This window comes from Komagataeibacter diospyri, assembly GCF_043995075.1.
In the GTDB taxonomy this organism is placed as follows: domain Bacteria; phylum Pseudomonadota; class Alphaproteobacteria; order Acetobacterales; family Acetobacteraceae; genus Komagataeibacter; species Komagataeibacter diospyri.
On record NZ_CP171836.1, the window covers coordinates 1,415,773 to 1,436,729 of the forward strand.

18 protein-coding genes and 2 tRNA genes are annotated in these 20,957 nt (G+C 59.2%); 15 read left to right on the forward strand and 5 right to left on the reverse strand.

Going from position 1 to position 20,957, the window contains the following annotated elements:
- Positions 1-158 precede the first annotated feature (158 nt).
- Positions 159-1,370: a cation:proton antiporter gene (locus tag ACE2AA_RS06640; RefSeq protein ID WP_141260409.1), complete on the forward strand. Its 1,212-nt coding sequence runs from the start codon at positions 159-161 to the stop codon at positions 1,368-1,370.
- 6 nt (positions 1,371-1,376) lie between these two features.
- On the opposite strand, the gene ACE2AA_RS06645 is transcribed toward ACE2AA_RS06640, so the two are convergent.
- Entirely contained in the window at positions 1,377-2,645 is a 1,269-nt protein-coding gene (locus ACE2AA_RS06645; protein ID WP_141260410.1) for an MFS transporter, read from the reverse strand.
- Positions 2,646-2,752: 107 nt separating this feature from the next.
- On the opposite strand from ACE2AA_RS06645, the gene ACE2AA_RS06650 reads away from it, so the two are divergent.
- The 9 genes from ACE2AA_RS06650 (at position 2,753) to ACE2AA_RS06690 (ending at position 9,138) form a co-directional block, all read left to right on the forward strand.
- Positions 2,753-3,124: a tRNA-binding protein gene (locus ACE2AA_RS06650; protein ID WP_141300469.1), complete on the forward strand. Its 372-nt coding sequence runs from the start codon at positions 2,753-2,755 to the stop codon at positions 3,122-3,124.
- Positions 3,124-3,606: a xanthine phosphoribosyltransferase gene (gpt, locus tag ACE2AA_RS06655; protein WP_141260412.1), complete on the forward strand. Its 483-nt coding sequence runs from the start codon at positions 3,124-3,126 to the stop codon at positions 3,604-3,606. Before ACE2AA_RS06650 ends, gpt begins: the two co-directional genes overlap by 1 nt.
- 146 nt (positions 3,607-3,752) lie before the next feature.
- Positions 3,753-3,829 (forward strand) — tRNA-Pro (locus ACE2AA_RS06660).
- Positions 3,830-3,851: 22 nt separating this feature from the next.
- Entirely contained in the window at positions 3,852-4,157 is a 306-nt protein-coding gene (locus tag ACE2AA_RS06665) for an ETC complex I subunit (protein WP_395371806.1), read from the forward strand.
- A gap of 26 nt (positions 4,158-4,183) precedes the next feature.
- A tRNA-Arg gene (locus ACE2AA_RS06670) sits at positions 4,184-4,260 on the forward strand.
- Positions 4,261-4,720: 460 nt separating this feature from the next.
- Positions 4,721-4,891, forward strand: a complete 171-nt coding sequence (locus tag ACE2AA_RS06675; RefSeq protein ID WP_395371808.1) for a hypothetical protein — start codon at positions 4,721-4,723, stop codon at positions 4,889-4,891.
- Positions 4,892-5,515: 624 nt separating this feature from the next.
- On the forward strand, positions 5,516-6,976 hold the full coding sequence (locus ACE2AA_RS06680) for a class I SAM-dependent methyltransferase (RefSeq protein ID WP_395371810.1): 1,461 nt from the start codon (positions 5,516-5,518) through the stop codon (positions 6,974-6,976).
- A 427-nt stretch (positions 6,977-7,403) separates the two neighbouring features.
- Positions 7,404-8,155, forward strand: a protein-coding gene (locus ACE2AA_RS06685) for an IS5 family transposase (RefSeq protein WP_395372112.1) whose coding sequence is annotated in 2 segments (ribosomal slippage) — positions 7,404-7,734 and positions 7,734-8,155 — 753 coding nt in all. Because the reading frame shifts where the segments join, the coding sequence is not laid out codon by codon here.
- 356 nt (positions 8,156-8,511) lie between these two features.
- Complete coding sequence (locus ACE2AA_RS06690) at positions 8,512-9,138, forward strand: hypothetical protein (RefSeq protein WP_395371812.1); 627 nt, start codon at positions 8,512-8,514, stop codon at positions 9,136-9,138.
- 259 nt (positions 9,139-9,397) lie between these two features.
- On the opposite strand, the gene ACE2AA_RS06695 is transcribed toward ACE2AA_RS06690, so the two are convergent.
- A complete protein-coding gene (locus tag ACE2AA_RS06695) occupies positions 9,398-10,186 on the reverse strand; it encodes an SDR family NAD(P)-dependent oxidoreductase (RefSeq protein WP_141260478.1) in 789 nt (262 codons plus the stop codon).
- 387 nt (positions 10,187-10,573) lie between these two features.
- Between ACE2AA_RS06695 and ACE2AA_RS06700 the strand changes: the two genes are divergently transcribed.
- Together ACE2AA_RS06700 and ACE2AA_RS06705 are read left to right on the forward strand one after the other, a co-directional pair.
- The gene (locus tag ACE2AA_RS06700) at positions 10,574-11,983 is read left to right on the forward strand and encodes an NAD-dependent succinate-semialdehyde dehydrogenase (RefSeq protein WP_395371814.1); all 1,410 of its coding nucleotides are present in this window, start codon (positions 10,574-10,576) and stop codon (positions 11,981-11,983) included.
- 329 nt (positions 11,984-12,312) lie between these two features.
- Positions 12,313-13,455 carry a glycosyltransferase family 4 protein gene (locus ACE2AA_RS06705; RefSeq protein ID WP_395371815.1) on the forward strand — a complete coding sequence of 381 codons (1,143 nt, stop codon included), beginning with the start codon at positions 12,313-12,315 and terminating at the stop codon, positions 13,453-13,455.
- A gap of 18 nt (positions 13,456-13,473) precedes the next feature.
- On the opposite strand, the gene ACE2AA_RS06710 is transcribed toward ACE2AA_RS06705, so the two are convergent.
- Positions 13,474-14,388 carry a TonB family protein gene (locus ACE2AA_RS06710; RefSeq protein ID WP_395372148.1) on the reverse strand — a complete coding sequence of 305 codons (915 nt, stop codon included), beginning with the start codon at positions 14,386-14,388 and terminating at the stop codon, positions 13,474-13,476.
- Positions 14,389-14,495: 107 nt separating this feature from the next.
- On the opposite strand from ACE2AA_RS06710, the gene ACE2AA_RS06715 reads away from it, so the two are divergent.
- On the forward strand, positions 14,496-14,957 hold the full coding sequence (locus tag ACE2AA_RS06715; protein WP_193557646.1) for a DUF2946 family protein: 462 nt from the start codon (positions 14,496-14,498) through the stop codon (positions 14,955-14,957).
- 65 nt (positions 14,958-15,022) lie between these two features.
- Positions 15,023-17,179, forward strand: a complete 2,157-nt coding sequence (locus tag ACE2AA_RS06720; protein WP_395371817.1) for a TonB-dependent receptor — start codon at positions 15,023-15,025, stop codon at positions 17,177-17,179.
- A gap of 111 nt (positions 17,180-17,290) precedes the next feature.
- Here ACE2AA_RS06720 and ACE2AA_RS06725 read toward each other — a convergent pair whose 3' ends face one another.
- The gene (locus ACE2AA_RS06725) at positions 17,291-18,673 is read right to left on the reverse strand and encodes a lipopolysaccharide biosynthesis protein (protein WP_141300481.1); all 1,383 of its coding nucleotides are present in this window, start codon (positions 18,671-18,673) and stop codon (positions 17,291-17,293) included.
- A 191-nt stretch (positions 18,674-18,864) separates the two neighbouring features.
- A complete protein-coding gene (locus ACE2AA_RS06730; RefSeq protein WP_395371819.1) occupies positions 18,865-20,136 on the reverse strand; it encodes an O-antigen ligase family protein in 1,272 nt (423 codons plus the stop codon).
- A 192-nt stretch (positions 20,137-20,328) separates the two neighbouring features.
- Between ACE2AA_RS06730 and ACE2AA_RS06735 the strand changes: the two genes are divergently transcribed.
- Entirely contained in the window at positions 20,329-20,505 is a 177-nt protein-coding gene (locus tag ACE2AA_RS06735; RefSeq protein WP_162851926.1) for a hypothetical protein, read from the forward strand.
- Positions 20,506-20,957: the final 452 nt, after the last annotated feature.

Sequence of the window (20,957 nt, forward strand, 5' to 3'; positions counted from 1 at the left end):
CTTCTGGATTTTTTATAGGCATAGTTGGACATCAGAACACAAAAAAGGGCTACCCGACCCGATGCGGCATATATTCCCAAACCTTACCAAAAATAAAAGTTCACATTTGAATTTTTTGTATATATCCTATTTCAATTCCAGATAAGAAAGGTTTGAGGTTGTCGAACATTACGGCACTTGTTCTTGATGCCGCCCTGTTTGTTATTTTCCCATGGGCGGTATGGCGACTGGTACATAGGGCAATTCCCATTGTTGTCCTGCCGATCCTGCTCGGGATCATGCTGGCGGTCATGCATGTGCCTGTGCAGGACATCGGCATCCCGTCCATTTACGGCAACAATCTCGGCTGGCTGGCCGTGCTCGTGCTGGCCTTTACCGCCGGGCTGGAAATGTGGCAGCCGCCTGATGCCAATGCATCCGCCCACACCATTCCGCCGCCACCGCTGGGCCGCCTGCTGGGCGGGGCACTGGTGGCATTGGGCGGACCGTTCGTTATCGGCTCCTTTCTGGTCTATTATTTTTTTCTGCCCCTGCATGGGTGGCATCCGCCGCATGTCGGCCGGCTGATCGGGTCACTGGCCATCGGGCTGTGCATCGCGGTCAGCGCCCTGCCGGTACTGATTGGCATTGTGCGTGAACTGCCCCCGCTGCAACGCTCGATCGGGCAGCTTGCGCTCAAGCTGGCGGTGGTGGATGACGCGGCATTATGGATCGGGCTGGTCATCCTGCAATTCGCGGCCCGCGGCCCTGCGGCCCTGCATGGCTGGACGGGGCTGGAGGGCGTGGCAGTCGGCCTGCTCGTCGCGCTGGCCATCACCAGTAACTGGGCGACCCGCAACATGCGCAACCCGCCGCAATTCGTCATCTGGGCGGCAGTACCGGTCTATCTGGCGGCGGGATCATGGGCCAGCATGCAGCTTGGCCTGCATGAACTGATCGGGGCGTATTTTGCCGGTGCGCTCATGCCGCCGCGCTGGGTCGCGCGCCTGCCGGTGGAAGATGTCGGACGGTTTTCCCTGATCTGGCTGGCGCCTATGTTCTTTGGCCATAGCGGGCTGCACATCAATGGCGATGCGCTGACGTGGCCCTCGGTCACCGCATCACTGTTACTGGTGGTGATTTCGGTTCTGGCCAAGATGGGGTCAGTCTATGTCTTCCCGCCCGCACCCGGGCTGACGCGGCGGCAGGCGCTGGGAGTGGGTGCCCTGCTGCAATGCAAGGGACTGATGGAAATCGTGGCCGCCACCATTTTGCATGCACAGGGCATGCTGTCAGATTTCGCCTTTGCCTCCCTTATGGTGCTGGCGGTAATTTCAACCGCGCTGACCGGCCCGCTGTTCCGGCTGTTCGCCCCACGTACGGGAGAATAGCGCCCCCTATTCCGGGGTAATGTCATCCAGCCGGTCCAGCCGCCACAGGCCGGGGAACATCCGTATCCACGCGATCGTAATGGCCAGCGTGCCGATCCCGCCCAGCGCGACCGAGCCAACCGGCCCGATCAGGCTGGCCACCATCCCGCTTTCGAATTCGCCCAGCTGGTTGGATGACCCGATGAACAGCATGTTCACCGCCGAAACCCGTCCCCGCATGCTGTCGGGCGTGCGCAACTGCACCAGCGCGCCACGCACCACCACACTGACCACGTCCGCCGCCCCCAGCACGGCCAGCGCGATGATGGACACCGCGATGGAACGCGACAGGGCGAACACCAAGGTCGCCACGCCAAATATTGCCACAGCCATGAACATGCGCGCGCCAGCCCGGCGGTTGAGCGGCCGCCACACCAGTATGACGGAACACACCACCGCGCCCATGGCGGGTGCGGCCCGCAACAGCCCCAGCCCCAGCGGCCCCGCATGCAGGATATCACTGGCAAAGACCGGCAGCATGGCGGTCGCCCCACCCAGCAGCACGGCAAACAGGTCCAGCGAGATCGCCCCCAGCATATCGGGCCGGGCGCGCATGAAATGTGCGACCTCCACAAACGTGGCCAGCGAAAGCGGCACCCGTGGCCGAGGTGTATAGACAAGCCGGATGCATAACGTCCCAACACACGCACAGGCAAAGCCGATGGCGCAGACAAGGTAGCATACCCCCGCCCCCGCACCGTACAGCAGTCCCCCCACCGATGGCCCCGTTACCGCCGCCGCCTGGAACAGCGAGGACGAAACCGCCGCCGCACGCGGAAACACATGTACGGGTACAAGTGATGGCAGGAAGGTCTGCTGGCATGGCATCTCGAACGCGCGGGCGGCGCCAAACACCATGACCATGGCGTAGATCATCCACGGCGTAGTCCAGCCGCCCAATGCGCCAATGGCCATAAGCAGGGCCGACAGCGCCTCGATACACTGGCACGTCACCACGATCATGCGACGGTTAAAATGGTCCGCCGCATGCCCGGCCGGCAGCAAAAGCCCCGCCATGGGCAGGAACTGCGCCAGCCCCACCAGCGCCAGCGCCGTCGTACTGTGGGTCAGGGCATAGATCTGCCAGCCCACCGCGACAGCCTGCACGCAGGCGGAAAAAGACGAAGCCGTGCGGGCGACAAGGAAGGCGGGCAGCCCCGGATGGCGGTGCAGGGGCACGACGGCCGGCGGCGGTTCACCCCCTGACGGGGCCGATGAAACGGGGATGGAAGGCATGATGCCGTCATCCTAACAGCACCGATGCATAATATCCTACGCCTTTGCCTTTAAAAATTACGTTCCCGTGTTTGCAAATCGCCCCCAACGCAGGCAAAAGCTGTTCCATGACAGACCCTGTAAAGCATGCAGCCGTGCCCGGCACGGAAGGGGACATGACGACCCGCGACTGGCTTGATATCCGGGCCGGTACCGTCGTGGATGCGCACCCCGTGCGCGAAACGCCGCAGCACACCTTCCGGCTGACCATCGATTTCGGTCCCCATATCGGGATCCGGTCGTCGGTGGTGCAGGTCAATCACCGTTATGTCCCTGCCCGGCTGGTTGGCCGTCAGATCTGCGCGGTCATCAACGTACCACCCCGGCAGGTCGGTTCGCTGCGTAGTGAAGTGCTGACGCTGGGCATGCCCGACAGTAATGGAGAGGCCGTCCTGATCCGACCCGACGGCCGCGTCCCCGATGGAGGAAAACTTTTCTGATGGCCACAAACTACGCAACCGTAACATGGGACCAGCTGCACCGCGATGCCCGCCAACTGGCCAGCACGCTGATGGCCCGTGGTCCCTTCAGGGGAATCGTGGCCATCACGCGTGGCGGCATGATCCCTGCCGCGATCATCGCCCGTGAACTGGACTGTCGCCTGATCGACACCATTTCCGTCGTTACCTATGACGAAGAAAAGATGGGCGAACCCTCCGTCGTCAAGAACGCCGATGCCGCAGGCGATGGCGAGGGCTTCCTGATCATTGACGATCTGGTCGATTCTGGCGTCACGGCGCAGCTTGTACGCAAGATGCTGCCCAAGGCCGTGTTCGCCTGCCTGTACGCCAAGCCCGCAGGCCGCCCGATCACGGATATTTTCGTAGTCGAGGTCCCGCAGGATACATGGGTGCTGTTCCCGTGGGATACCGCGCCGCTGTTCATCCCGCCGCTGGCCAGCAAATCGGTCGAAAAGGCCTGACCGGGGCTTCCGCCGCCCCATTACACGCCTTGTTGTTCGCCGCGCCCGTCCACACTGCTTGCCGCAGGGACGATGGGCGCGGTATTTTTTTGCAAGAATGTGCTTGCCAGATCAGCAGTTGCCACATAGGTTCCCGCTCGTGGTCGCGGGGCGTGGCGCAGCCTGGTAGCGCGCGTGTTTTGGGTACACGAGGCCCCCGGTTCGAGTCCGGGCGCCCCGACCATATCCAGGGAGTACGGATAGCAATGCGAGCCCGGATTTACAGGCAGTCAAAACCCTCCACCCAGTCAGGGCAGGCAGGCACCCATACATGGGTGCTGGATTACGGGCAGAACCGCCCCCGTCATATCGATACCCTGATGGGCTGGACCGGCAGTGCCGATACCCCGTCGCAACTGCGCCTGCAGTTTCCCGATCAGGACAGCGCTGTTGCTTACGCCACGCGCGAAGGGATCACCTTCGATATCGAAATCCCCACCCCGCGCATCCGTCGTCCCAAGGCCTATGCGGATAATTTCCGTTATGACCGGATCCAGAACTGGACGCACTAGGCCCGATCTGGCACAACCACAGGCTCGCGCCCTTAGCTCAGTTGGATAGAGCAACAGCCTTCTAAGCTGTGGGTCGCTGGTTCGAATCCAGCAGGGCGCGCCACTTTTCAATGACTTGGCGGCTAAAAAGTTTGCACGGTTTGCAGTGCACTATGGCTCATTGCGGTTTCGCCCTGCTCCAGAGCCTCCGTGCGGCAGCGATCGAGACCATCTTGCTGGTCTCCTGCCGCTGATACTGCTCCCACAACTGTATATCCGCGACATCAGTGCGGCGCGGCAGATATGTGTCGATAATCCGCTGGCAATAATCGATCCCATGGCCGCTGATCAAGGCGATCTGGGGCGTTGTGGCTATGACCTGATCCCATGCACGGCTGAAATTGCGCCGCACCCACTTCTTTCCGATCGGTCTGGGTACCAGCAGCTGCGGACCTGGGTTCCAATGCGGCCGACGACATTGCCCGACCGGACTGCCATTTCCTGATCGATCGGACGCACATTTGATCACGTAACAGACCACGGGCACATCCTGCAGCGTCCCCGTCTTGGATTACCGCAAGACTATGCGCAGACGCCCGTCCCGTTCGGAAATGCGCGAAGCATCATGTCGCAACAACCATCCCGGTCAGGATCAGCTTGCCCCGTATCTCAGATGGAACCTGCAGGCTGGACTGCTGGACCTTCTGGAACGGAAGGACCGGCATGAAGCGTCCTGTCTGGAAAGCGGAAAGTGATGTCCAGATGCGGCGGATGCTGCGTGCGCCTCATCAAGAAAAGCTATGGAGACCTTTTCAAAGCTCCCCGATCGCAAGATAGCCTGTAACAGTTTGAAAATCACATATGCCTGCCCGGCTTCGGCTTTGGGGGAAATTGACACCTGCAACACGGAACGCATGCGCGTATGGAGCGGCGTGAAAACAGATAATTCTCAATGCAGCCTCAATGTCTGGCGTCATTTCATCAGGTAGGGCGCTTTCTTTCAGCCGCGTGATCTCCGCGTCTCTTTCCGCGCCCCTGCTCCCTCAGAATAACGCAATCATTCACCACGTTCCGATAATTACCCCTGTTTGCGTCCGGGGCCGGAACACCTGACGCGTCGGCATTTCGGGTCTGCTGTCTGGCAACCGGTCGAAGAAAGGGGCGCCTTACCGCCCCCTGTAAGTTCTGGGAAATATTCTATTCCGGCATTGAGCCCGAACCACCCGTTATTCTTGTAATGATCCCGAACTTCGTGAATTCAAAGCAGGATTTGACCACATTCCATATCAGCCATTACAGGAATATATTGTAATTACAATTGACAGGATTTTTGTTTTTTATATCATACTCAATACGAAATCCGAATATGGAATGTATATATGTCCGAGGCAACAAATATAGAACTCGATCAGGATGAAGAAATATTTCTTGGTCAATTTTCGGATTTTGTCCTGACCTCCCCTCTCAATCCTCGACCTGACGGACTAAAACAGGTCGGTTTTCTTGGGCGCAATATGGAAACAGGGCGACCGCCTGTCACCATTTATGGAAAAGATGGTCATTCCCCGGAACATCCTTTTAAAATCGTCTGTTATTATACCGAAGACAACATATACAAAGAATACGCGGAGCGCCTGCGGACAAGCGCAGCCCGTTTTGGCCTCGATTGCTATTTGAAGCCGATTCGGAGCAAAGGCATATGGGAACATAATTGCGCCTTGAAAGCAGAGTTCCTGCTTGAAGAATGGTCTACCTCCCCCGACCCGATCGTCTGGGTCGATGCCGATGCGACCATTGAAAACATGCCCTCCCTGTTTGCATGTATCAATGCTGATATCGCACTTCATAAATGGACATGGGATCATGCCCATGCCGATGATGGGTGGGAATTCTGTTCCGGCACGCTCTATCTGGGGAAATCTCCTTATACAAAGGCGCTGCTTGAACAATGGGTGCTGCGATGCCGGGCCGACCCGATGACATGGGATCAGGTTCATCTATGCAGTGCCTGGTGTGATATAAATAGCAAACTCCCGCTGAAGACGGCATGGTTGCCACGTGCTTATTTGCAGATCGAAGGCGCGCCGGAAACAGATGCCGATGTCATCAAGCACTGGCAGGCTTCGCGCCAGCTTCGCGCCGAACGCAAGACATCTCATTCCACTGCCCTTAAGATTACCGATCAGGGCATGGTCGATCGTCAGTTGAATCGCCTCTGGCGCAAGCCGGAGGAACTCTTCTGGATCATGGAGGAAACCAGCGGTACGAATCAGGGAAACAATCTGAATTTCCCCGAAGGATTTGATGTTCAGGCTGCGTTGAAAAAATCTGTCGACGGACATTTTCCTGTTCTGGAAATAGGATGTGGCGTCGGTCGGATCGCGTCTCTGTTCAGGCCGGACGAATATATTGGCGTTGACATCAATCCAACCGCACTTTTACAGGCCAGGACGTTATTTCCCGACCATACGTTTCGTATTCATGATCAGGGTTACGAATATCCTGAAAGTCCAACAGCACTGTTTTATACTGTCCTTCTGCATGTTTCCGATCATGAGATCGAAAACATTCTCCAGCTAGCCACAAAGGACCGCGAACGTCTGATCATCGCAGAGATCATGGACCGGAGATGGCGCCGTTCTGGAAATCCACCAGTATTCAATCGTGACCCCGAGGAATACATACTGATCATGCAACGGATAGGATGGGGTCTGGCATCGGCTTTTAAATATGAATATGAACATTATGCGAGGCAGCCGTGGAATATAGGCCGTGACAGCCGCTTTACAATGCTGGCATTCGAACCAATACGGCCGGAATCGACTGCCCTGAATGACTGAACGGACTGCATGTCCGTTTGTAATGAGCAGGGTGTGCAGTCCGCCTTTTCTTGGTCGGGTCCCGGGCATGAAAGTTTCAACCGCTCATATGAAGGCTCTGGCATCAGGGACTGCATAGCTGCAGATGGCCATGACAGAGCGCTGTCATTCACGCTTTCGTCCGGTCAGGCACACGACTGCCATCTGCTTATCCCCTATGCAGTGATCTGCCGCGAAGGCACAGCGGCTCTATTTTCGCCCATTGGGCATCGGTCAGAATGACGCGATTCATATGGTCTTTGAATTATATTCAGAGGATTGAAAAAAGCATAATTCCAACCGGCCCCGAAAAAAGGCAGCGTTCTTCGAAGTCTTTAAAAAAAAATCTTTACCAGGGGCTGTTGGGAATTGAGTTTTCTAAAGGGCCATGATGTGTTTCAAAGACCATATGGATCGCTTCATACTGACGGATGCCCAATGGGCGAAAATGGAACCGCTGTGCCTTGGCAAGAAGACGGATCAGGGACGCAGCGGGAAGGATAACCGCCTCTTCATCGAGGCGGTCCTGTGGATCGCCCGGACCGGTAGTCCGTGGCGGGACCTGCCGACGTATTTCGGACATTGGAACTCGGTTTATTCGCGCTACAGCGACTGGACGAAAGCCGGTGTTTTCCAGAAGATTTTCGAGGCTGTCTCCGATGATCCCGACATGGAATACGCGATGATTGACGGCACGGTGGTCCGGGTTCACCGCCACGGCCAGGGCGCAAAAGGGGGACCCGAAGCCAGGCGATAGGGCGGAGTGTAACGGGGTGGTCAACGAAGATCATCGCCATGACCGACGCCTTGGGTAATCTGGTCCGCTTCACGCTTATCCCCGGCCAGCATTACGATACGGTCGGCGTTGCGCCTCTTCTCGAACCAGCTGATTTTAAAGGAATTCTTGCTGACAAGGCTTTCGATGTCCACTGGATCGTGGACGCCATACGCGCGCAAGGGGCCTGCGTGGCCATCCCCCAGCGCAAAAACCGCCTCGACAGACGCCCGTTCGATGGGGCCCTGTTCAAAGCACGCCATCTCATTGAGAACTTCTTCTGCAAGCTCAAGGAGTTCAAGCGCATCGCCATGCGCAGCGAAAAAACAGACAGATCATTCGAAGCCATGATCTATCTCGTTGGCGCAATCATTAATTCAAGATAATTCCCAACAGGCTCCAAAAACTTCGGGAGGCTCTTGTCTCCCGCAAATACCATCTGCACTGCATGCCGTTTTTTGTCATGTCTTACATTCGCATCCAGCCCGCAACCCGTCAGGCGGGGATGCGTTGCCTATCCATGGTTACGAACGCATTACAACCAGAATATGGAAAGCTTTCATTAATAATGGTCACGACAGATCATTCATGTGACCATTTACTTTTTCATCATGCCGAAACCATAGCCTGATTATTCATTCCATTAATGAATACACAAACAATCCAGACGTAAAACCTTGTCCATGAATTCACATCTTTATTCAAGACAGTGAAACGACATTGATCACATGACAGGAAGACCATGAAAAAAACGATCCTGTGTCTGGGCGTGCTGGCCGTTACGGGGTGTGCCACCAGACCTGCCGAAATCAATGCGCAATATGTGAACCCCGAACCTTACATGCGGCAGAACTGCGCGCAGCTTGCCCAACTGGATGAAACGGACACACAGGCCCTTGCCTCGGCAGATGCAGGGCGCATGGCGCACACCCGATATATCCAGCCCGGCCAACTGAAGGGCGAACTGGACGCGGTCCATACGGCCGAACGCGGCAAGAATTGCGTGGGGCGCTACAACGCGTCAGATTATGACAGCACCGGCGCGGTCTATCCTGACAGGATACTGCCTGACCGTCCTGCCCCGGCGGTGACGACCATGCCCGCCCGCAGCAATATCCAGAGCGGCGTCAATCCGGGCACAGGCACAGGCACAGGCACAGGCACAGGCACAGGCACAGGCACAGGCACAGGCACAGGCACAGGCACAGGCAGCATTACGGCACATTCCTCTGTCGCCGAACAGCAATTGTCCAGCCCGACTTATGTCGCACCGACCAGTCGTGCCTCCAGCTATCCAACGCCGAGCATGCCGGTACCAGCCGCAGGCTATACGACGTCCCCGTCCTATACTGCCAGTCCATTCCAGTAACCTGGCACGTTGCCCGGCTTCCGTTGGCGCACTGATAAATAAAAAACAGAAGTTTGCGAGCGTCGCCTTTTTTCAAAAAGGCGGCATTCTCCAAAGCTTTTTGAAGAACGCCTCACCAAAAACTTCCTTTATGATTTGCAGACTGGCTTTTCAGACAGTCATTTAAATATCCCGCCCCGCCTGGTCGTCCGTTCCCCTGTTGTGGAAAAACGGGCGCTCAGGCGGAAACATGACAGTCGCCACAATCGGGACGCTACCTTCAGATTGTGCTGAGCACCCCGCCATCGACACGCACAGACGCCCCGGTAGTGGCGGAAGCCTGTGGGGACGACAGATAAACCACCATGTTCGCCACTTCCTCCACCGTTGCCGCACGGCGGATGATGGATGTGGGCCGATGCGTCATGACGAATTCAGCCGCAACTTCCTCCAGCGGCCTGCCGGTCTTTTCCTGTTCGGGTTTCAGCATATCCGCCAGCCCTTCGGACAGCGTCGGCCCCGGCAGCACGGAATTCACCGTAACCCCTGTTCCCGCCATCCGTTCCGCCAGTCCACGCGCCACCGAAAGCTGCGCTGTCTTGCTGAAACCATAATGGATCATTTCGACCGGGATGTTCAGCGCGGATTCCGAGGACACAAAGACAATCCGCCCCCAGTTCCGTTCCTTCATGCCCGGCAGATAGGCACGCGACAGCCGCACGCCGGACATGACGTTGACCTCGAAAAACCGGCTCCAGTCCGCGTCTGGCGTATCAAAAAAATCCTTCGGTTCAAAAATCCCCAGATTGTTGATCAGGATATCGCATGATGGGTACGCGGCCACCAGCGCCGCACACCCCGCTGCCGTGCCCAGATCGCCCGTGAACCCTTCGGCCTTTCCCGCGCCAAGGCCGGACAGGTCCCGCACCGCCCTGTCCACCGCAGGTGCCTTTCGCCCGTTCACCACCACCCGCGCCCCGCTGGTGACCAGTCCCTTTGCAATGGCCATCCCGATGCCGCCGGTTGATCCCGTTACAATGGCCGTGCGGCCCGTCAGGTCAATGTGCATGGTCCCTACCTCCTGCAATATCTGAAAACGGGGCACATCGTACACCAGACATTGCCCCGCACAACCGACCCGGAGGCCGTGATGGGACATGAACGGACCGGCAGCGCATCCCGCACCGCCGGCCAGCGTCCCGTATTGTTCAAACCCGCGTGATGATGACGCAGGCATCATATCCGTCACACTGCTTTTCCTCCTTGGCCATGCCCGGAAACCACGCAGTGAGTGTGCCCCTGCCCTGTTCCTGGCACGCATTGACAATATACCAATGGATATAGTCACGATGGGGAGAGCGTTCCCGCGACGGGTCGCGCCAGCCGGGATCATCCCATAGCCTAGCAACCCGTTTGTGCGTTCAGACAACGCAAACCTTCGTCCGTTATGGAAAACATGACCCACGAAGCAGCCACAAAGGACACTGACGACATGACCAGTCCCTATCGCACCATCAATCCGGCCACCGGAAAGACGGAAAAGGTCTTTGACCTTCATGACGACAAGACAATGCTGGCGAAACTGTCCACCGCCCACCAGTTCTGGGAAAGCGACTGGCGGCACCGTTCCATCGCACAGCGCAAGGCGATCATGCTCAAGGCTGCGGAAATCCTGCGCCGGGACAAGGAAAAGCATGCCCGCCTGATTTCCATGGAAATGGGCAAGATCCTGCCCGAAGCCATCGGGGAAATCGCACTTTCGGCCGATATCCTCACCTATTACGCGGAAAAGGCCGAAACCTTCCTTGCACCGCGCGAACTGCCGGTGTCGCAGGGCCATGCAACCGTCACCAGCGAACCGCTGGGCATCATCTATTGCGTGGAACCGTGGAACTTCCCCTATTACCAGCTCGCCCGCGTCGCGGCCCCGAACCTGATGGCGGGCAACGTCGTCATGGTCAAGCACGCGCCGAGCGTGCCACAATGCGCCGTGGCGTTTGAAGAGCTGTTCCGTGAAGCGGGCGCGCCCGAAGGTGCGTATACCAACCTGTTCATTACCAATGACCAGTCGGAAAAGCTGATCGAACGCCCCGAAGTGCGTGGTGTCGCCCTGACCGGCAGCGAACGCGCCGGCAGCGCCGTGGCGTCACAGGCCGGGCGTGCGCTGAAGAAAAGCACCATGGAACTGGGTGGGTCCGACGCCTTCATCGTGCTGGATGATGCCGATCTGGACAAGGCCGTGCCCATGGCCATTCGTGGGCGCATGTCCAATAACGGTCAGGTCTGCACTGCAGCCAAGCGGATGATCGTGCACAAGTCACTGGTCGATGAATTCACGTCGCGCCTGAAGGTGGCAGTGAATGAATTCCAGTACGGCGACCCGCTGGAACAGGGCGTCACCCACGGCCCGATGAGCAGCCAGGCCGCCATGGAACGGGCCGTGTCCCAGGTGGAAAAGGCCGTGTCCCACGGGGCGGAACTGGTTGCGGGTGGCAAGAAGATCGACCGCGAAGGCTTTTTCATGAAGGCCGCGATCCTGACCAGCGTCACCAAGGACAACCCCATTTTCTATGAGGAAATCTTTGGCCCCGTCGCCATCATCTATTCTGTCGGCAGCGATGACGAAGCCATTGCCATGGCCAATGATTCGCCATACGGACTGGGTGGATCCATCCAGACCAGCGATGTGGAACGTGGCCGTCGCGTCGCGGCACGGATTGATACGGGCATGGTGTTCATCAACAACATTACCGGCTCGGCACCCGACCTGCCCTTTGGCGGGATCAAGAACTCCGGCTATGGTCGTGAACTTTCGGAATTCGGCATTGAGGAATTCCTGAACCGCAAACTGGTCCATACCCCCTGATCCAGCCCTGCCGGATTGCGCCCCCTGTCGTATGATGGGGGGCGTTTTTATATGCAGCCCATTGGATCACGCCACGACGGCGCATGCGCTCTGGCGCGGTATCATGCTCCGACCGGTCAGACCAAACCCGCAATGGATACCTTGCGAAGGGAAAGCATAGGAAACGGAATCTCCAGTTCATGTCATAAAAAAGACCAGAATATGTGCCACAGAAAATAAAGTATCTGTTTGTAACAAATATGCGTTTTTTTGTTTCAAATGAGACATAAAATGTGTCAGCGATTATAAACTGTATTAATTTTTTATTTTTGCGTGTCAAAATCATTTGCATGCGTATTGTCTATATCATCAACAGCCTGAATGGCGGGGGCGCCGAACGTCCGCTGCCCGATATCGTGGCGCAAATGCGCGCACGCGGCCACGATGTCCATGTCCTCGCTCTGGCGCGAAAGGCTGGCAATGCGGTTGCCTGGCTGAAAGACGCCGGGATTGTCCATGACATCCTCTCCCCACATCCCGAAAAATTTGCCTCTTTGCGCACGACGCTTGCCGCCGTGCGTCGTCACGCACCCGACCTGATCTGGACATCCCTGACACGCGCGACCCTGTATGGGCAGATGGCGGGCATCGTGCTGCGCAGGCCCGTGGTAAGCTGGCAGCACAATGCCTATCTTCGTCCATGGAATCGACGCATCCTGCATGCCACGCACAGACTGACGGATCTGTGGGTGGCGGATTCCCGCTTTGTCGCAAAATGCACGGCACGACAGCTGAATGTGCCGGAACGCGATGTGATTACATGGCCTCTGTTCACCGCACAGGCCCACATGCCACAGGCCGCGCCATGGGCCGGACCGGGTAACGGACGCGGGGTGTTCCGCCTGGGTACGCTGGGCCGACTGGAAGCCCAGAAAAATTACGGGCTGCTGATCCAGACCATGGCCTGTCTGCGTGATCATGCGCCGCACTGCCGCATCCACCTGGATATCGGTGGCGAAGGCTCCCTCGCCCCGCAGTTACAGGAGCAGATCACGGCACTTGGGCTGGATAATATAACACTGTCGGGCTTTCAGGCCGACCCGTTCGCATATTGCGCCGGGCTGCATGGCTATGTGCAGCCATCGCTGTTCGAAGGGCTGTGCATCGCCCTGCATGAAGCGATGCAGGCGGGCGTGCCATCCATCGTCACGCCCGTGGGTGCCATGGCGGACGTTGTGAGGGATGGGGAAACCGGTCTGTTCCTTGATCCTCCGACGCCGGAACGCCTCGCCAGCCTGCTGCTGCGGCTGTACGACAACCCCGCGCTGTGCGCCCGGATGGGGGCCGCTGCCCGGCAGCAGGTCCTGTCTTCGTATAACCTGAATGCGATAACGGCTCAGGCCCGGGCAGTCATGGAACGGGCGGAACAGCTGGTCGCCACGCAGGCTGGTGCCGTGCGGGCCGGTACCAGCCCCCTTACCCCCATCAGGTAATCAGGGTACCACGTCCCCTTATCCCTTCAGGTGGAATACGACCGGCAGCGTAAGATGCGTGCCTTCCAGCGTGCCACCATCAGAAGTGCAATGAACATTGCGCGCGGCGGCAACGGCCGTGCTGTCCAGATCGTCGTAACCGGTACTGCTGCGCAGGTTCGCCTGCACCACCTGTCCCTGTCCGCCAATAACCAGATCCACCAGCGCGCTGCCTTCTTCATGCATATGCCGGGCCATGGGGGGATAACGCCATGCGGGTGGCGTACAATGCAATGCGGAGGCAGGCCGTGCAGCCGTTGCAGCCTGTTGCGCATGCCCGGATGCCGTCGTGGCGTGGACGGTATCGGTCCGGGACCCGGGCGGGGGTGCAGGCGGCGCGACAGATTCTGCATGCGTGGCCGTTGCGTGGGCGGATGCCCGCGGCGGTGATACGGGCGTGCTGACGGGGGGATGCCGCATGACTGGCATTTCCTGCTTGCCCCCCACACGGGGTGTGGACTGAGGCTGTGGCTGTGGCTGTGGCTGTGGCTGTGGCTGTGGCTGTGGCTGTGGCTGTGGCTGTGGCTGTGGCTGTGGCTGTGGCTGTGGCTGTGGCTGTGGCTGTGGCTGTGGCTGTGGCTGTGGCTGTGGCTGTGGCTGTGGCTGTGGCTGTGGCTGTGGCTGTGGCTGTGGCTGTGGCGTAGCCGGTCCGGGGGGCGTTGCAACCTCCGGCCGGTCAAAAAAGACCTGAATGGCATTTTTTTCGCTGGGTGATGCAGGCACGCCCTGGTGCCCCGGCAGCAGCCATGCCCCGATCACGCCGTGTCCCAGCACCGCCAGCAGCACCGCCCACCCGGCCGCCATGCGCGCCCAGCGCCCACGCGCCCGTGCACCGTCGGGGACAAGCAGCCGGGCTGCTGTTCTGTCTTGCTGTTGCGGCACGGTTCCATCCATTGTAGCCGGTACGGCGGCCTGCGTTCCATTTGACAAACAGGAACGCACCCACGAGAACATAAATCTGTTACCGCCTTATCTTACAACCACAAAGAGCCTGTTCAATCATGGGCCATGCCCGCCACCCCTTCCTGCATGACATGCCTGTGATCCGCTGGGTCATGGTGCTGTGCGCGTGCATGGGGCTGTGGGGACAGTTGCTGATTGAAAGCCGCAGCATGCCGGGGGAACTGCCCCGGACCACCATCATGCGGCTGACGGGGATCGATATCGCGCCCCCGGGACATACGGCCACCACGGTCCATAGGCCCGCCCATCATCATGCCATGATGGATGGCATGCCTGCCGGTCCGCACGACATGGCGGCCCATCCGGGCCATGACCATGCCGAAGGCTGCCCGCTGTGCCCGCTTCTGCACCTGCCCGCCCTTGCGCTGACACTCCTGCCCTTCCTGCCGCTGCCATCCCTGGCATGGCGGCAGGCCCGGCATGAGCCGCGACAGCCCCGCGCGCCCCCATCCTCTCCACTCGGCTTGCCGCCGTCACGGGGGCCACCTTCCGTTTCCTGAACCCATGCGCTGTCGCATGCCCGACCGGGTGTGCGCATTCCCGTTCCCTGTTCAGGACATGAAAAGTGACTTCCATAAAAAGAACGGCCGCGCCCATTGCCGCGGCTGCTGGCGGCTACATGCTGGCTGTCGGCCTGTACCCCGTCATGGCGCAGGCCGAAACCACCGTAACCCTACCCGGCCTGTCGATCGAGGACACGGCCGAGAACACCCCCATGGGTGACCGCCTGCTATCGGCCAGTTCCCCATCGCAGGCGTCCCGCACGGCAGCCAGCCTGAGCAGCCCTGATACCGCCAGCCTGTTTCGCAACCAGCCCGGCGTCAGCACCTATTCCGCAGGCGGGCTTGCGTCCCTGCCGGTCATCAACGGCATGGCCGATGACCGCGTGGCGACCGTGGTCGATGGCGTGCGCATTGCCTCAGGCTGCCCCAACCACATGAATCCCGCCCTGTCCTTCATCGACCCCGACAGCGTGGACACGGCCACCGCCATTGCCGGGATCACCCCCGTCAGCATGGGGGGCGACAGTACCGGCGGCACGATTGATGTGGAACGCAAGGACCCGCAATTCGCGCGCCATGGCAAAATACTGGTCACCGGGCATGTCACCGGCACCTATCGCAGCAATGGTGGCGGCTATGGCGCATCGGGCAGCCTGACGGTGGCCAATGACATGTTCAGCCTGCGCTACAACGCATCCTACAGCCAGGCAGGCGATTACAATGGCGGAGGGGATGCGGGCGTGGTCCGCTCCACCAGCTACCTGACCTACAACCATGCCGTGACCTTTGGCATGCACAAGGACAACCACCTGTTCACCCTGACATTCGGGCAGCAGGACACCCCGCATGAAGGGTTCGCCAACCAGTACATGGACATGACCAACAACCGCTCCACCTTCGTGAACGGCAAGTATGTCGGCACCTTTGACTGGGGCGAACTGGAGGCGCGCGGCTACTGGCAGCGCGAGGACCATGCCATGGACTTCCTGCCCGACCGCGACAAGACCACCCACATGCCCATGAACACCAACGCCCGCATGGCAGGCTACAGCATCAAGGCCACGATACCGCTGGCAGAAGGGCAGACCCTGCGGCTGGGCAGTTCGTTCGACCATTCCGGGCTGAATGACTGGTGGCCGCCTGTTGCCGGCAGCATGATGATGGGACCAGGCACCTATCACAGCATCAATGACGGCCATCGCGACCGGCTGGGCCATTTTGTGGAATGGGAAGCGGCATGGACTCCGCGCGTGACCACACTGCTGGGCTTCCGCAATGACCTGGTCATGATGAATACGGGGCCGGTATCCGGCTACTCATCAACCATGAACATGATGAACATGGCCAATATCAACGCGGCCAATGCGTTCAATGCCACCGACCGGGGCCGGACGGACGTGAACTTTGATGTCACGGCCATGGTCCGCTGGAAGCCCCGCCGTGACCTTACGATCGAAGGCGGCTATGCGCGCAAGACCCGCTCGCCCAACCTGTACGAACGCTATGCCTGGGGGCGGTCGGCCATGGTCACCAGCATGATCAACTGGTTTGGTGACGGCAACGGCTATGTCGGCAATCCCGACCTGAAGCCTGAAGTCGCCAATACCGCCTCCATCACCGCCGACTGGCATGACCCGAACGGCGACAGGTGGGACCTGAAAGTCCAGCCTTACTACACCTATACCCACAATTACGTGAACGCACAGCGCCTGGCATCGGCCGGGCAGTTCTACACGCTGGGATTCGTCAACCATAATGCCCAGAGCTACGGCATAAACGGTTCGGGCAATTACCGCCTGTGGCAGAACACCCGTTTTGGTCGTGGGGAAATCGTGGCCAACATCAACTGGGTGCGCGGGCAGGACCTGACCAATGGCGCGGGGCTGTACCATCAGATGCCGACCAATGGCAGCGTATCGCTGAACGAACGGTGGAAGAACTGGAGCGGCCGGGTGGAAATGACCTTCGTGAAGGCCAAGGACAGCGTGGACTGGGTCCGCAACGAACCCCGCACGCCCGGCTATGCCCTGCTGGGACTGGGGGGACAGTACCACTGGCGCTACATGACGCTGGATGCCAGCATCGACAACGTGCTGAACCAGAAATACGAACTGCCGCTGGGTGGATGGTCGCTGGCCGATAACGCGGCAACCGGCGTGCTACGTGCGCTGCCGGGCATGGGCCGATCATTCAATGTCAGCCTGACCGCCAACTTCTGACCAGATAAAAAAACAGAACGTTTCCAGACGCCGCCTTTTTTAGAAAAAGGCGGCGTTCCCTGAAGCTTTTTGAAAAAAGCTTCACCGAAAACCTCTTTAAATTTACAGGGGCTATGTTCCCTTTTCAGGCACCGGCGGCACGGTAGCCGGGGACGCATCTCCTGCCGCCGCTCCTGCCGGCCTGCGTCCCGGCGCCATACGGCGGAACCATGCCACGACCGGACGCAGGCAGACACCCAGCATGATAAGACCCGCCACGACGGCTGCTGCCGCCGCCCCTTCCAGATGCCACGCCATGGTCATGCCATAGACCAGCGGCAGGTAGGTCAGGGTGACGATGATCCGCCCTTTCAGCACCTGCGACACCTGCCCGATCACGGTCAGCAGCGGCTCCAGCGGCACGACCCCAAGCCCCAGTATCGCACTTCCCAGCATAAGCATGATCAGCGAACGCCCACCATGCCAGTGGACATGCAGCATCCATGTCAGCAGGATATTGCCCACCGCCATCGCCACCCCCATCAGCAGGATGGAAAACCCGCCGATCATCAGGAACAGCTTGATCGTCACGCGTTTGATGCCATACCAGTCCTGTTCTTCACGCAGGCGGATGAATTCGGGGTACAGCGCGGGCATCATAAGCTGTGCCGGCTTGGCGATCCCTTCGCCAATCTGGCGGGAGACGCGATAGACCGCCGCATCGGCCGGGCCAAGAATCCCTCCCACCAGCAACGTGCCGAACTGGTTGAAAACCGACCCCAGCAGATGGTTGCAACTGGTGGACAGGGTAAAGCGCCATATGCCCGGTGCATCACCCGCCTTCAGCGGGGCAAACAGGCTGAAACGCTGCGTGGCGCCCGTATGGCGCAGTTGCAGCCACCCCAGCATGGTGCTGCTTATGAACATGACCAGCTGTGTCACGCTCCATACCAGCAGATAGTAATCCAGCCCCATGTGATACATGAACCCGATGCCCGACCCCACGGTGCGCACCAGCGCGCCGGACAGGTCGGTCAGCATGGTCAGCCAGAAGGAATTGCACAGCCGGAACACCCCGGCCGACCAGCTGGTGTTCATGAATGCGATGGTCAGCATATAGGCAAAGGCCGCCCCCTGGTCAGCCGCGGGCCACCCCATATAGGCACCGAACAGTGCGACCCCCAGCGTGCCCACCAGCCACCCGACGCCGCCGCTTATGTAATCGGCACGGATGCAGAACGCCAGCACACGCGAAAACTGTGCCTGGCGGCCATTGGTAAACGGTTCGGTGCCGTAATGCAGCAATGGCTGCCACGACAGCAGGTGCGTGGCCTGCGATACGGCGGCCCCGAACGTCGTGACCAGCATCAGCACACCGAACTGCGACAGCCCCAGCGCCCGCACCGCCCATGCGATATAGACAAAACTGCAGATCGCATTTGTCGCCCGCCCGGCAATCAGGAAACCGGTATTGCCGAAAATGCGCTTGAGTGCATCCCGTTCAGAAGTGGACATGGGTGATCACACGTACAAAAACCCGCGCACGGGATGGCCCCGGACACGTGCCCTCGGAACAACAGGCGAAAACGATAGCGCAGGCTCCCCTAACTGAATACGGACGAGGAAGGAGGCCGGCAGACTGGCCCCTGCCACCGTTCATCCGTGTATCCCACGGCGGGCACTGTAATGCGCCACGCCTGCCGGGGCTAGTCCCCGCCATGCACGTATTGCAACCGGGATGCAACTGGGGAGGCCGCCAACGCCCATCCCGCAATCATGCACAGCCATCCCGCCGTGGGCTGTGTCAGTAATGAGCTGGTGGACGCCACGGGCCAGAAAACCAGTGTCACGACAACCGCCAGCATCAGCCGCTGCGGGTCGCGTGTGGGGACGACATCCTTCCATATGGTCACCAGCAGGCAGACAACCAGTGCAATGAACAGTCCCATGGCAGGCAGTCCCCCCATGGTCCCCATCAGCAGGTAATAGTTGTGCGGATGCAGGTTGCAGCCGGTCGCACCGCCATGCGGCCCTTCCGCCACGCCCAGCCACGGCAGGCCGTGAAAATACACCGGATCGGGACAGGCATGGCGAAACCCGTCAAACCCCAGCCCGAACCACGGGTGCTGCTGGATCATCACGCCCGCGCGGATGAACAGCATGCCATACGGGCTGTCGGCAAAGGCATGCATGTGCGCGATGAAGTTCACGACCAGCTTGTGATACGCCTGCGGCGCCAGCACCGGCGACAGCGCCACGCTACCCGCCCCCAGCAGCCCCACGGCCACCAGCCCGCCCCGCAGGCGCGGCACCAGCACACCGACAATGCCCATTCCCCCCAGCATGAGGAACAGCGGCATGCGCTGCGCCACCAGCACCATGGTCAGCACCAGTCCCAGCAGCATGGCCGCCGCCATGACCCGCCCCCGCGCGCCCTCACGCTGTGACAGCCGTATGGCGGCGGGAAACAGTCCCGGCAACGCCGTCATGAACAGCCCTGATCCCGCGCGCGGCGCCCATAACGGCCCCAGCAGCGCGCCATCCGCCCACCGGCCGTAACCCCATATGTTGTACCCCCATATGTATTGCTGCCAGCATCCCGCAACCAGCCATATGGCAACGCTCCCATACACCCGCGCCAGCACGGCACGTATGCGCGCAGCGGGCAGTATCCACACCTGCAGGGCGGCGATGAACAGGAAATATCGCCCGAAGCACACGGCCTGCGCGCGCCCATGACCATCCCCCATGACCATGGAGGAAAGGATGATCTGTCCCCATAGCAATCCCGCCACGATCACCCAGGGCTGCCGCAACCAGTTCCCGTGCCGGGTTACAATGCTACGGGCCCCGAACAGCACCGCCACCACCGTCACCACGATTTCAGCAGGTGCCAGCGCATACAGCAGCAGCACCGGCATGGGGACGACAAGGCCGGTTGCAATCCGCCACATCCACTGTTCAGCCTGCTGCTTCAACCTGTGTTCTCCCTGTTCACGCCCCTGCTGGCGGGATGTATCGCAAGATGGGTCGAAGGCAAAACCGTAGCGGGCCCTTCACGACATGCCGTATCAACGGAATCCTGACAAAGCGTGGGCATATTGTATTTGTAAAACCGGAAAAAGATCCGCATCCTTGCCACCGGCATATCAAAACACGGGAGACGGCATATGGAAGACGAAGACGGCATCGTAACCGAACGGAAGGTTCTGGTGCACGAGATCCGCGCCGACCTCGAACGTCTGTCCGAAACAGTGGACAACGCACAGACGGTGACCGCTGACATCCGCGCCACCATCGCCATGGTGGCCGACAAGATGGATGCGCTGTCCGACCTGATGCGTTAGGGGCTGCCTGCATTCAACATAACCGGATCGTAGCGCGCGAGATGGACAGACCCCATGAATGCAAGGAACGTTCTTTTACATCGCAAAGCAATCCTGAAGGCATATGCGGAAGACTGCATGCAACAGGCCTGACTTTGAAATTTCCTGTAAATTTCAAAGACGTTTTGGATGAAGCTTTTTTCAGGAAGCTTCACCAGACGCCAGCTTTTTGAAAAAGCGGCCCCCATAAAACCTTTATTACTTTTCAGCAAAGTATCATTTTTAACAGCCCCTTAAAAATTTCCTTATTCCCCTGATACAAAATGATATTTTCCAGACACGTATTCTGATACGCATAACAGTTAAGAATTCCTCTCATCTGGAGGAAGACAGACATGATAAAGAAAATCGTCTTTCTGGCGCTGGCCATACCGGGTGCCGCAGTGGTCAGTTATCCGACAATCACCAATGCG